The following is a 12,503-nucleotide window of genomic DNA, read 5'->3' as shown; positions in this document are numbered from 1 at the left end:
GCGCACCTCGGCGCGCAGTGTGTCGGTCGCCACGGGTCCCCGCCTCAGGCCTCGGCCGCGGTGCGGGCGAGGGCCGCGGCGGTCCCGGTGACGCGGGAGAGGACCTCGCGCACCCCCTCGGGGCCCAGGCCGAGGAGGTCCTCCCGCGGCGTGATGCGCACGCGGTCCAGGGCCGCCGCAGGCAGCCCGAGGTCGCGCCAGATCCCCCACACCGCCGCGGCGAGCGCGTCGGCGCCGGGCCCGGCGGGGGGCACGGGGACGAGGCCGAGCCACAGCTCGGTGCCGTTCTCCACGAGCGCGGCGAGCGGCTCCCAGCTGCGGGCGGTGCCCTCCGGGGCGCTCAGCTGCACGGCGTCGGCGCCGGCCTCCGGGGCCAGCCTGGGGTCGGCCCCCGGGGGCAGCCGCAGCGCGACGGCGGCGGCACCGGCCTGCCGGCAGGCCTCGACCACGGCGGCCAGGGAGGTCCGGGCCTCCGCGGCGGGCACGGCCCGCAGGGTCCGGTAGCCGCTCATCGTGGGTAGGGCGCCCGCGAGCACCTGCGCCAGGTCCGGCTCGTCCAGCTGGACGACGACCTCGCGGCCGGCCGCCGCGGCCCGCACGGCGCGCACGTGCGCGGTGACGCCGGAGGCCAGGGAGTCGCGCAGGTCGCGGCGGGCGCCGTGGTCCTTGAGAGCGCGCTCCCCCGCGTGCAGGTGCAGCCGGGCGGCGAGGGTGAGCGGGCCGAGCAGCTGCGTCTTGACCGGGGCGTCGTCGCCGCCGCTCTCGGCGCCGATCACGTCGGCGAGGACGTTGACGTCGCCGGCCAGCAGGGCCCGGGCCGCCCGGGAATCCTTGCCGGGGACCCCGGAGACGCGCAGCCCGTGCGGCTGGCGGTCCGCGTGGAGCTCGTCGAGCACCGCGGCGGTGCGGGCCACCGGGTCCGCGGCCGGCCCGCGGGCGGGCAGGGACGGCAGGAAGGAGAGGTGCGGGGCCCCGAGCTCGCCGCGCAGCAGCGTGACGGTCTCCACCACGTCGGTGCCGGGCATCGCGCCCAGGGCCGTGCCCACGACGTGCGGGACGTCGGGGTCGGTGCGCCGGGGGTCGGGTGAGCGGCTCACGACTCGTCCGGGTCCTGCCGCCGGTGGTCCTCGGAGATGGCCACGTGGTGGCGGATGACCTCGCTGATGATGAAGTTCAGGAACTTCTCCGCGAACTCCGGGTCGAGCTGGGCGGAGGCGGCGAGGGCGCGCAGCCGGCCGATCTGGGCCGTCTCGCGGTCCGGGTCCCCGGCGGGCAGGCCGTGGGTGGCCTTGAGCACCCCGACGCGCTGGGTGGCCTTGAACCGTTCGGCGAGCAGGTGCACGAGGGCGGCGTCGATGTTGTCGATGGTGCCGCGGATGGACTGCAGCTCGGCGAGCACCCGGGGATCCGCCTCGCCCCGCAGCGAGGACGCCGCGGGGTCGAAGTCGTGGTGGGCACGGACGTCGGCGGAGGCGTGGGGGTGCGGAGCGCTCATGCCCGCCAGTCTATCGGCCGGCGCCGGACCCGCCCGCGACGTCGGGGCGGGCCAGCGAGTGCGCGCGGTCCACGGTGGCCTGCCCGAGCACGCGGGTGCCCTGGTAGAGCACGACGGACTGCCCCGGGGCGACTCCGCGCAGCGGCTGCTCGAGGCGGACCACCAGCTCGGGCGCGGGGGCGCCGTCGGGCCCCTCGACGACCTCCACGTGGGCCCGGGCGGCCACCGGGTCCCCGTGCGCCCGGACCTGCGCGAGGACGGGGAACGACGACGACGCCTCCCCCGCCGCGGCCCCGGGCCGCAGCACCGGCACCGCCTCGGGCACGGGCGCCCCGGCCCAGGAGGGGCGGATCCCGCGCAGCTCGTCCACGGCGAGCATCGACTCCGGGCCCACGACGACCTCGTTGGTCTTCGGCCGGATCTCCAGCACGAAGCGCGGCTTGCCGTCGGGGGCGGGGGTGCCAATCCGCAGGCCCTTGCGCTGGCCCACGGTGAACGCGTTGGCCCCGGGGTGGGTGCCGACGACGGTGCCCTCGACGTCGCGGATCTCGCCCTCGCGCATCTCGATGCGCTCCGCGAGCCAGCCGCGGGTGTCGCCGTCGGGGATGAAGCAGATGTCGTGGGAGTCGGGCTTCTGCGCCACGGACAGACCGCGCCGGGCCGCCTCGGCCCGCACCTCGGCCTTGGACGGGGTGTCGGCCAGCGGGAGCAGCACGTGCTCGAGCTGCTCGGCGGTGAGCACCCCCAGCACGTAGGACTGGTCCTTGGCCCAGTCCGCGGCCCGGTGCAGCTCCCGCCGGCCGTCGGCGTCCTGGACGACCTTGGCGTAGTGGCCGGTGCACACGGCGTCGAAGCCCAGGGCGAGGGCCTTCTCCAGCAGGGCCGCGAACTTGATCTTCTCGTTGCAGCGCAGGCACGGGTTGGGCGTGCGCCCGGCGGCGTACTCGGCCACGAAGTCGTCCACGACGTCGGCCTGGAAGCGCTCGGAGAAGTCCCACACGTAGTAGGGGATGCCCAGCACGTCGGCGGCGCGCCACGCGTCCCGGGAGTCCTCGATCGTGCAGCAGCCGCGGGAGCCGGTGCGCAGGGTGCCGGGGGTGCGGGAGAGGGCCAGGTGCACGCCCGTGACGTCGTGGCCGGCGTCGACGGCGCGGGCCGCCGCCACGGCCGAGTCGACGCCGCCGCTCATGGCTGCCAGTACTCGCACGGTCGGGTCCTTCCCCTGCGCGGGGGCAGGTGGGTCGGGGTCGGGGGTCGTGGGCTCAACGACCCGGTGCCGGGGCCTATTCCCGGCCCGGGGGGCGCGGGCTCAGCCCGGGGGCGCGCCGGAGAGCCCGGCGCGCCGGGCCCGGGCGTGGACCTCGGGCAGCGCGTCGAGCAGGGCGTCGACGTCGGCCTCGGTGCTCGTGCGCCCCAGGCTGAAGCGCTGGGCCCCGCGGGCGGTGGCCTCGTCCAGGCCCATGGCCAGCAGCACGGACGACGCCCGGGGCACCCCGGCGTGGCAGGCCGAGCCGGTGGAGGAGGCGATCCCGGCGCCGTCGAGCAGGAACAGCAGCGAGTCGCCCTCGCACCCCGGGAAGGTGAAGTGGGCGTTGCCGGGCAGCCGGGCGCCCGTGCGATCCGGGTCCTCCGGTCCGCGCAGGACCGCCTCCGGCACGATCCGCCGCACGCCCGCCACCAGCCGGTCCCGCAGGGTCGCGAGCCGCTCGGCCTCGTCCGCCCGCTCGGCCACGGCCTCCCGGGCGGCGACCCCGAAACCGGCGAGCGCGGCGGCGTCGAGGGTGCCGGAGCGGATCCGGCGCTCCTGCCCGCCGCCGTGCTGGACCGGCGCGAGCCCCACCGCCCGCCCGGCCACGAGGGCTCCCGCGCCCACCGGTCCGCCCAGCTTGTGCGCCGAGACGGCCAGCGTGGTCAGCCCGGGCAGGTGCGCGTCGACGGGCAGGGAGCCGAAGGCCTGGACGGCGTCGCAGTGGAAGGGGACGCCGAACTCCTCGGCGAGCGCGGCCAGCTCCGCCACGGGCTGGACGGTGCCGACCTCGTTGTTGGCCCACATGACGCTCAGCAGCGCCACGGCGCCGGGGTCCCGGGCCAGCTCCGCCCGGACCGTCTCCGGGTCCACCCGGCCGGCGGCGTCGACGGGCAGGTGCACGGGCTCGGCGCCCTCGTGCTCGGCCAGCCACTCCACGGTCTCGGCGACCGCGGCGTGCTCCACCGAGGAGACGAGGATCCGGCGGCGGCGCGGGTCGGCCTCCCGGCGGTGCCGGTACAGGCCCTGCACGGCCAGGTTGTCGGCCTCCGTGCCCCCGGAGGTGAAGATCACCTCGACGGGGTCCGCGCCGAGGGCCGCGGCGACGTCGTCGCGGGCCTGCTCGACCACGGTGCGTGCCGACCGCCCGGCCCGGTGCAGCGAGGAGGGGTTGCCGCCGCGGGCCAGCTGCTCGGTGACCGCGGCGAGCGCGGAGGGCCGGAGGGGCGCGGTGGCGGCGTGGTCGAGGTAGACGGGACGGTGCGGCACGCCCTCCAGTCTAGGACGCCGAACGGGGCGCCGGCCCGGCGTCCGTAGACTGGCGGGCATGCTCCGCATCCTCTTCCACACCCCCGAGATCCCGGGCAACACCGGCAACGCGATCCGCCTGGCCGCCGTCACCGGGGCCGAGCTGCACCTCGTGGAGCCCCTGGGCTTCGACTTCGGCTCCGCGCACCTGCGCCGGGCCGGCCTGGACTACCACGACCTCGCCGTGCTGAGCGTGCACCCGGACCTGGAGGCGGCGTGGGCGGCCCTGGCCCCGGAACGGGTCTTCGCCTTCACCACGGACGGGGAGCTGGCGCACACCGACGTGGCCTACCGCCCCGGCGACGTGCTGCTCTTCGGCCGCGAGTCCGTGGGGCTGCCCCCCGAGGTCAAGGCGGACCCGCACGTCACCGCGCGGGTCCGCATCCCGATGCTGCCCGCCCGCCGCTCGCTCAACCTCGCGAACTCGGCGTCCATCGCCGTCTACGAGGCCTGGCGCCAGCTGGGCTTCGCCGGCGCCGGCCGGTAGGCCGGCGGGGGTCAGGACTGCTCGGCCGCGTCCCCGACGGTCACCTCGACGGTGCGCTCCTCGCCGTCGCGCAGGAACGTCATGCTGCCGGTCCCGCCGGCCGGCAGCTCCCGCACGGCCGCGGTGAGGGAGTTCGCGTCCTCGATCCGGTGCCCGTTGAACTCGGTGACGACGTCGTCGACCTCCAGCCCGGCCTCGTCGGCCGGCGAGCCCGGGACGACCTCGCGCACCACGGCGCCGTCGGAGAACGCCCGGCTCTGCCCGTCCGCGGCGGGCGCGGCGCTGACGCTCGTGCCGAGGTAGCCGTGGCTGGCGCTGCCGTCCGCGATGATCTCCTCGGCCACGCGCTGGGCGGTGTCGATCGGGATCGAGAAGCCGACCCCGATGTTGCCGGCCTCCGTGGCGGCCCCGGCCGAGGCGATCGCCACGTTGATCCCGATGACCTCGCCGTCGGTGTTGATCAGCGGACCGCCCGAGTTGCCCGGGTTGATCGCGGCGTCGGTCTGCATCACGTTGAGGTAGACCGACGCGGCGGCGCCCTGCGAGCCCCCGCCCTGGCCGTCCTCGTCCGGGAGGTCGAAGAAGAAGTCGTTGCCGTCACCCTGCTCGGAGCCGCCCTCGGAGGGCGTGGACGGCGCGGCGGAGGAGGCCACGGCGATGGTGCGGTTCAGGGTGGAGACGATGCCGTCGGTCACCGTGCCCGCGAGCCCGAGGGGGGCCCCGATCGCGATCGCCGTGTCGCCCACGTTGACGTCGTCCAGGGAGCCCAGGGTCGCCGGCGTCAGGCCCTGCACGTCGATCTTGATCACGGCGAGGTCGGAGAGCGGGTCCGTGCCGACCACGGTGGCCCGGTGGACGCTGCCGTCCTCGAGCTGGACCTCGATGCCGGGGTCGCTGGCCGTGCCGTCGAGCGTCACCACGTGCGTGTTGGTCAGGATGTGGCCCTCGTCGTCGAGGATCACGCCGGAACCGGAGCCGGACTGGCCGCCGCCGGAGGCGGAGATCGTCACCACCGACGGGGAGGCCTTGACCGCCGCCGCGGTGACCGCGTTCACCTCGTCCTGGTCGTTGACGATGATCGACTCCGACGTCGAGCCGCCGGCGACCGTGCCGGGGCCGCCTCCGTCCAGCAGGGCGTCGGTCCCCACGGCCGCCCCCGCTCCCACGAGCGCGGCGAGCGCCATCCCCGTGACCAAGGCGCCCGCCGAGAAGCCCTTGCGCCGGCCGGGACGGGTCCCCGCGGCCCCGTCCCCGGCGCCGCTGCCCCACCCGTGCTGCGCGGCGGGCTGCCCGGGCCCGTCCGGCGCCGCCCCGTAGACGGGGCGGGCGCCCGGCGCGGGTCCCGCGCCGGAGGACCAGGGGTCCGGGGACGGACGGTCGCCGACCGGCGGGATCGGCTGCGTGTGCTGGGTCTCGGCGTCGACGCGCGGGTCGCGGGGCTCGGACATGGGGGCTCTCCTCCTGGGAACGGCCGGGCCCGGGCCGCCGGGCGGGGCGGTACGGGCGGATCTGCTCCCCAGTATCCCGCGCGGCACTGAAACTACGCTGAGAGCCCTTACCGTCGCCCGGGAGCCGCCCGAAGGGCGTCCGGGCAGTTCCTGGGCACCACCCGCACGCTCGCGGTCTGGTCGACAGCCTCCTTGTGATTTCGCCCTGCGCGTAGGCATCCCGTCCTCCGGGACGGCGCCGCGGCCCCGCCCTAGAATCGGGACCACCAACCACGTGAGGGAGATCATGCACTGGTGCCCCGTGTCCCGCCGCACCGCCGCCGGCTGCGGCCTGGCGCTCGCCCTGCTCGTGCCCGTGGGGGCGGCCGTCGCGGAGCCCCCCGTGGACGTGCCCCCGGGCGAGCGGATCGTCGACGGCTCCGGGGTCCTGCAGGACCCCGCGGCGCTGGAGGAGGACGTGCGCGGCCTCGCCACCGAGGAGGGGGTCAACCTCACGGCGGTGTTCGTCGAGACCTTCACCAGCCCCGACGAGCCGGAGGCGTGGCTGGAGGAGTTCGCCGCGCTCAACGGCTTCGGCAGCTCCGACGCCGTGCTGGTCGTGGCCACCGAAGACCGTCAGGCGCGCTTCTCGGCCTCCTCCGCCGGCCCGCTGGACCAGGCGCAGCAGGAGCGCATCTACCGCGAGCACATCTCTCCCGCGCTGTCCGCGGAGGACTGGGACGGCGCGGTCCGCGGAGCGGTCGAGGGCATCGACGCGGAGCTCGGCGGCACCGGCGGCGGCGAGGAGGGCGCCTCCGGCGGCGGCGGCGGCGGCGCGGGCGCGGGCATCCTGGGCCTCGGCGCCCTGGGCCTGGGCGGGCTGGCCGTCTACGGCATCGCTTCGCGCAACAAGAAGCGCCGACAGCGCGGACAGCAGCACGACGGGCGGCAGCCCGCGCAGGAGCACCCGGCCGGGCCCTACCCGGACGTCCCGGTGCCCGAGCTGCGCAAGCGCGCCGGGACGCTGCTGGTGGCCACCGACAACGCGATCCAGCACTCCGAGCAGGAGCTGGCCTTCGCCCAGCTGCAGTACGGGGACGAGCAGGTGGAGCCGTTCCGCCGGGCCATCCAGGACGCCAAGAAGCACATGCAGGCCTCCTTCGCCCTGCAGCAGCAGCTGGAGGACCACATCCCGGACACCGAGGAGCAGCAGCGGGCCTGGCTCGCCGAGATCATCGCCCGGTCGCAGGACGCCCAGCGCCCCCTCCAGGAGCACCAGGAGGCCTTCAGCTCCTTGCGGCAGCTGGAGACCCGCGCCCCGGACGCGCTCGTGGACGTCCAGCGCGAGGCCGAGGCCGTGCGGCCCCGCTTCGGCACCGCCGACGCCCGGCTGCGGGAGCTCGCCGCCCGCTACAACGACACCGCCCTCGCCCCGGTCCGCGACAACATCGACCAGGCCCGCGACCGCCTCGACTTCGTGGGCGCCGCCGTGGACGAGGCCCGCCAGGAGCTCGCGGCCGGCCGCACGAGCGACGCCGTGGTGGACATCCGCGCGGCCGAGGAGGGCGTGGGCCAGGCCCGGGGCCTGCTCGACGCCGTGGACCACGCCGCCACCGAGCTCGCCGCCGCCGAGGAGTCCCTCCGGGACGCCGTGACGATCGCCCAGCGGGACGTTGCCGAGGCGGACGCCCTCGTCCGGCGCGGGTCCAACCCGGAGCTGGCCGGGGCCGTGGCCGGCGTCGCCGCCGTGCTGGGCACCGTCGAGGAGCAGATGCGCGCCGGGCGCATCGACCCGCTCGGGCTGAGCCGCCGGCTGGCCGTGGCCAAGGACGAGCTCGACAAGGGGCTGGCCTCCGTGCGCTCGCAGAACGACCGCGACCGTTCCGCGCGGGAGACCCTGGCCCACACCCTCGTCTCCGCGCAGGCCCAGGTCAGCTCGGCCAGCGAGTACATCTGGGCCCGCCGCGGCGGCGTGGGCCCGGAGGCCCGCACCCGCCTCGCCGAGGCCGAGCGCCACCTGGAGGCGGCCCAGCAGGCTCGGCAGTCGCAGCCCTCCGAGGCCCTCGGCTACGCCAACCAGGCGATCCGGCTCGCCGGCGAGGCCCAGTACGCCGCCCAGCGGGACGTGGAGTCCTTCTCCTACGGCGGCTTCGGCGGCCCCATGGGCATGGGCGGCTACCGGGGCCGGTCCAACAGCGGGCTCGGCGGCGCGATGCTCGGCGGGATCCTGCTCGGCTCCATCCTCAACGGCGGGGGCGGCTTCAGCGGGGGCGGCTTCGACGGTGGCGGCGGGTTCGGCGGCAGCTTCGGGGGCGGCTTCGGCGGGGGCGGCTTCGGCGGCGACATCGGCGGGGGGTTCTGAGCGCCGCCGCCCCACCGGACCGCGGCCGGCCCGGCCAGGACCTCGACCTCCACCACGACGACCACTCCGACCACGACCCCGACCACGACCGTCCGACGATCCGGGAGACACCTCCCGGAAGCACCAGAGGAGAGAAGGAACCATGATCAAGCAGTCCATCTTCGGCCGCATCGCCCAGCTGGCGAAGGCCAACATCAACGCCATGATCGACGCCGCCGAGGACCCGCAGCTCATGCTGGACCAGATGGTGCGCGACTACACCGAGAACATCCGGGAGGCCGAGGCCGCCGTCGCCCAGACCATCGGCAGCCTCCGCCTGCTCGAGCAGGACCACGCGGAGGACGTCCGCGAGGCCCAGGAGTGGGGCAACAAGGCCCTGGCCGCCTCCAACCGGGCCGAGGAGTTCCGCGCCTCGGGCAGGTCCTCCGAGGCCGACAAGTTCGACAACCTCGCCAAGGTCGCCCTCCAGCGCCAGATCCAGTACGAGACGGAGGCGCGGGGCACCGAGCCGCAGATCCAGTCCCAGACCCAGGTCGTGGAGAAGCTCAAGGACGGGCTCAACAAGATGCGCGGGAAGCTCCAGGAGCTGTCCAACAAGCGCGACGAGCTCAACGCCCGGCAGAAGTCCGTCCAGGCGCAGTCGCAGGTCCAGGACGCCATCAAGGCCTTCGACGTGCTCGATCCGACCAGCGAGGTCTCCCGCTTCGAGGACAAGATCCGCCGCGAGGAGGCCCGCCTGCTCGGCCAGCAGGAGCTCGCCTCCTCCTCCCTCGACGCGCAGTTCGAGTCCCTGGAGGCCCTGGGCCAGCAGAGCGAGATCGAGGCCCGTCTGGCGGCGCTGAAGTCCCGCAACGCCGAGAAGATCGTCTCCTCCGAAGAGGTCTGACAGGCCCGCCCCCGGACACGGCAGAGGCCCCACGGCGCACGGCCGCGGGGCCTCTGCCGTGCCCGGGACCCCGCGCGGTCCCACCGGGTGCCGGGCACCGGGACGACGTCCGCGGCGGGCACGGCGAAGGCCCCCGGACCGTGACGGTCCGGGGGCCTTCCGTGGTTGCGGGGGCAAGATTTGAACTTGCGACCTCTGGGTTATGAGCCCAGCGAGCTACCGAACTGCTCCACCCCGCGGCGACAGGTACGACTATACGTGCCGCGGGGTGGAGCCGCAAACCGGCTGCTCGGCGGGCTACCCGGCCGGCTCCTCGGCGGGCTGCTCGGGGGCCAGCGCGCCCTCGGCCTCCGGGTCGACGACGCCCTCCGCCTCGAGCGCCCGCTCGAGGGCGTCCTGCAGCCGCTGCTGCGCCTCCCCGTAGGCGGTCCAGTCGCCGTCCGCGAGCGCCTGCTCCGACTCCTGGATCGCCCGGTTGGCCTCCCGCAGGGCGTCGTCGAGGCCGCCGCCGGCCGGGGCCTCGCCGTCCGCCGGGGCCTCCCCGTCCGGGGACTGCGCCTCGGCGTCGTTCACGCCGGCGCCGGCGGAGGTCTGGGCGCCGGAGTCGCCCCCAAAGACCTCGTCGAGCGCCTCCTCCAGGGTGGGCGCGAAGCCGACCTCCTCGCCGAAGCCGACGAGCACGCGCCGCAGCGTCGGGTACGCGGCGTCGCCCGAGGACTGCACGTAGACCGGCTGCACGTAGAGCATGCCGCCGCCGGCGGGCAGGGTGAGCAGGTTGCCGTTGATCACCTCGGACGCGCCCTGGCGGAGCAGGTTGAGCTCCGTCGAGACGTCGGTGTCCGAGTTGAAGAGGTTCTGCGCCTGGCCGGGCCCGGGCACCACCGAGGAGCGCGGGAGCTCGAGCAGGCGCAGCGTGCCGTACTCCTCGCTCTTCACGCCGTCCTCGCCGGTGCCGGCGTCGGAGTTGGCCGAGAGGTACCCGTACATCACGTTGCGGGTGTTGCCCGTCTCGGACTGCTGCGGGATGAAGGACGTGGTGAGGGAGAAGTTGGCCTCCTCCTCACCGGGCATCCGCATCGACAGGTAGTACGGGGGCAGCGCGACCTCGGAGTCCTGCGTCGGGTCGTTGGGCACGGACCAGACGTCGTCGTTCTGGTAGAAGCTGTTCGGATCCGTCACGTGGTAGCGGTTGAGCAGCTCGCGCTGGACCTTGAACATGTCCTGCGGATAGCGCACGTGGGCCATCAGCTCCGCCGACATCTCGGAGTAGGGCTTGAGCGTGTCCGGGAAGACGTTCTGCCACGCCTTCAGCACCGGGTCCTGGTCGTCCCAGGCGTACAGGGACACCGAGCCGTCGTAGGCGTTGACCGTGGCCTTGACCGAGTTGCGGATGTAGTTCACCCGCTCCGGCGGCAGGGTCGCGGCGGCCCCCTGGGCCGTCTGGGTGTCCTGCGTGGCCTCCTCCAGCACCGACGGCGTCGAGTACGGGTAGGCGTCGGAGGTGGTGTAGGCGTCGACGATCCACTGCACCTGGCCGTCGATGATCGCCGGGTACGGGGCGCCGTCGACCGTCAGGTAGGGGGCGACCTTCTCGATCCGCTCGCGCGGGTCCCGGTCGTAGAGGATCTGGGACTCCGGGCGCACGGCGTCCGACAGGAGCAGGTCCGAGGACTGGAACTTGATGCCGTAGGCCAGGCGGTTGAAGAAGTTGCCGATGCTGGGCCCGCCGTTGCCGGCGAACGTGGTCTTGGCGTCGCCGGCCTCGTCCCCGGCCGTCTGCGGGCGGTCGAGCTCGAGCGGCTCGTCGCCCTCCCCGCCGCCGACGATCGAGTACATCGGGGAGTTCTCGCCGAAGTAGATGCGCGGCTCGTAGTCGTCGGAGATGACGCCCCGGGAGGGGATGCCGGACTGCATGAACTGCGGCTTGCCGTCCGCCTCGACCCGGCTGCCGTAGGCCGCGACCACGCCGTAGCCGTGGGTGTAGACCACGTGCTGGTTGTACCAGCCCTGGTTCTGGTCCGGGTTCAGCTCGCGCGTGGCGATGACCGTGTCCTGGACCTCGCCGTCGATCTCGTAGCGGTCCACGTTGAGGGTGTCGGGGAACTGGTAGTACGGGCGGAACTGCTGCAGCTGGGAGAACGCGGAGGAGACCACGTTGGGGTCCAGCAGGCGGATGTTCGACGTCGTCTCGGTGTCCTGGCGCAGCGCGCCCTGCTCGGTCTGGGTGGTGGCGTCGTAGGGCATCACCTCGGCCGCGTCGAGCCCGTACGCCGAGCGGGTGAGCTGGATGTTGCGCTCGATGTACTGGCTCTCCAGGGCCTGCTCGGTCGGGAGGACCTGGAAGCGCTGGACGATCCACGGGTAGATCCCGCCGGCCACGACCGCGACCACCAGCAGCATGGCCGTGCCGATCACCGGCAGCCGCCAGCGGCCGACGAAGGACGCCACGACGAACAGGACCGCGACGATCAGCGCCGCGGCGGCGAGGATCGCCTTGGTGGGGATCACCGCGTTGACGTCGGTGTACAGCGCGCCCGTCCACTCCCCGGAGGTCGACTGCAGGGTGGAGTACCGGTCCAGCCAGAAGTTCGCCGCCTGCAGCAGCAGGAACAGCGCGGCCAGCACGCCCAGGTGCACCCGGGAGGCCCGGGTGGTGGACAGCCCGCGCTCGGTGATCCGGATCCCGCCGTAGACGTAGTGCATCAGGATCCCGGCGACGCCGGCCAGCAGGATCGCCGAAACCAGGAAGCCGATGAGGAAGCGCAGGAACGGGAGGGTGAAGACGTAGAAGCCCAGGTCCAGGCCGAACTGCGGGTCCTCCTGGCCGAACGGCTCCTGGTTGAGGAACAGCAGGACCGTGTCCCACTGGGTCATCGCCGTGCTCGCCGCGAAGAGCCCGAACAGCACCGGCACGACGATCATGACGATCTTGCGGACCGGCTCGAGGGCCTCCTGGTAGCGGCGCAGGTTGTCGTCGACGATCGACTCGGCCGTGATGGGCCGGCTGCGGTAGGCGAGGAACAGGCTCCCGAACATCAGCGCGGCCACGAGCACGGCGGAGACCACGAAGATCGCGATCTTCGTGGCGTTCTCGGTGAAGAACACGCTCAGGTAGCCCAGCTGGTCGTACCACAGGACGTCCGTGTAGAGCTGGGTCAGCCCCACGAAGGCGGCCACGAGGACGAGCACGATGACGACGGTCGGCCAGAGCGCACCCCGCTTCCGCCGCTGTCCTGCTGGCTGCTGCCTCGGTGGTCGGGGGGCTGTGGGTCCGGCGGTCACTGGTTACCTC

The 12,503-nt window shown here is 74.5% G+C and carries 9 protein-coding genes and 1 tRNA gene; 3 read left to right on the top strand and 7 right to left on the bottom strand.

The window, feature by feature from the left end; all coding sequences use genetic code 11:
- Positions 1-44: 44 nt before the first annotated feature.
- From GMA12_RS00700 to GMA12_RS00685, 4 genes are all read right to left on the bottom strand, one after another.
- Positions 45-1,097, bottom strand: a complete 1,053-nt coding sequence (locus tag GMA12_RS00700) for a uroporphyrinogen decarboxylase/cobalamine-independent methonine synthase family protein (protein ID WP_370829725.1) — start codon at positions 1,095-1,097, stop codon at positions 45-47.
- Positions 1,094-1,495, bottom strand: a complete 402-nt coding sequence (locus GMA12_RS00695) for a chorismate mutase (protein WP_047802252.1) — start codon at positions 1,493-1,495, stop codon at positions 1,094-1,096. Before GMA12_RS00695 ends, GMA12_RS00700 begins: the two co-directional genes overlap by 4 nt.
- A gap of 10 nt (positions 1,496-1,505) precedes the next feature.
- Complete coding sequence (gene mnmA / locus GMA12_RS00690; RefSeq protein ID WP_370829721.1) at positions 1,506-2,702, bottom strand: tRNA 2-thiouridine(34) synthase MnmA; 1,197 nt, start codon at positions 2,700-2,702, stop codon at positions 1,506-1,508.
- Between the two features lie 102 nt (positions 2,703-2,804).
- Positions 2,805-4,010: a cysteine desulfurase family protein gene (locus GMA12_RS00685; protein WP_370829718.1), complete on the bottom strand. Its 1,206-nt coding sequence runs from the start codon at positions 4,008-4,010 to the stop codon at positions 2,805-2,807.
- Positions 4,011-4,068: 58 nt separating this feature from the next.
- Here GMA12_RS00685 and GMA12_RS00680 point away from each other — a divergent pair, with 58 nt between their 5' ends.
- Entirely contained in the window at positions 4,069-4,536 is a 468-nt protein-coding gene (locus tag GMA12_RS00680; protein ID WP_156266273.1) for a tRNA (cytidine(34)-2'-O)-methyltransferase, read from the top strand.
- Between the two features lie 11 nt (positions 4,537-4,547).
- Here GMA12_RS00680 and GMA12_RS00675 read toward each other — a convergent pair whose 3' ends face one another.
- Complete coding sequence (locus GMA12_RS00675) at positions 4,548-5,984, bottom strand: S1C family serine protease (RefSeq protein ID WP_156266271.1); 1,437 nt, start codon at positions 5,982-5,984, stop codon at positions 4,548-4,550.
- Between the two features lie 286 nt (positions 5,985-6,270).
- Here GMA12_RS00675 and GMA12_RS00670 point away from each other — a divergent pair, with 286 nt between their 5' ends.
- A complete protein-coding gene (locus GMA12_RS00670; RefSeq protein WP_156266269.1) occupies positions 6,271-8,325 on the top strand; it encodes a TPM domain-containing protein in 2,055 nt (684 codons plus the stop codon).
- A 142-nt stretch (positions 8,326-8,467) separates the two neighbouring features.
- Positions 8,468-9,211, top strand: a complete 744-nt coding sequence (locus GMA12_RS00665; RefSeq protein WP_156266268.1) for a PspA/IM30 family protein — start codon at positions 8,468-8,470, stop codon at positions 9,209-9,211.
- 162 nt (positions 9,212-9,373) lie between these two features.
- Here the strand turns inward: GMA12_RS00665 and GMA12_RS00660 are convergent.
- A tRNA-Met gene (locus GMA12_RS00660) sits at positions 9,374-9,450 on the bottom strand.
- 58 nt (positions 9,451-9,508) lie between these two features.
- Positions 9,509-12,493 (bottom strand): UPF0182 family membrane protein, encoded by a 2,985-nt coding sequence (locus tag GMA12_RS00655; RefSeq protein WP_162459289.1) that lies wholly within the window; start codon positions 12,491-12,493, stop codon positions 9,509-9,511.
- Positions 12,494-12,503: the final 10 nt, after the last annotated feature.

The organism is Kocuria sediminis (genome assembly GCF_009735315.1).
In the GTDB taxonomy this organism is placed as follows: domain Bacteria; phylum Actinomycetota; class Actinomycetes; order Actinomycetales; family Micrococcaceae; genus Kocuria; species Kocuria turfanensis.
Note: the sequence above shows the minus strand (reverse complement) of the source record. Positions and strands in the feature narration are given on the sequence as shown.

Coding starts and splice junctions, on each gene's coding strand:
- GMA12_RS00675 (WP_156266271.1), bottom strand. CDS start 5,984: ATGTCCGAGCCCCGCGACCCGCGCGTCGACGCCGAGACCCAGCACACG.
- GMA12_RS00665 (WP_156266268.1), top strand. CDS start 8,468: ATGATCAAGCAGTCCATCTTCGGCCGCATCGCCCAGCTGGCGAAGGCC.
- GMA12_RS00695 (WP_047802252.1), bottom strand. CDS start 1,495: ATGAGCGCTCCGCACCCCCACGCCTCCGCCGACGTCCGTGCCCACCAC.
- GMA12_RS00680 (WP_156266273.1), top strand. CDS start 4,069: ATGCTCCGCATCCTCTTCCACACCCCCGAGATCCCGGGCAACACCGGC.
- GMA12_RS00670 (WP_156266269.1), top strand. CDS start 6,271: ATGCACTGGTGCCCCGTGTCCCGCCGCACCGCCGCCGGCTGCGGCCTG.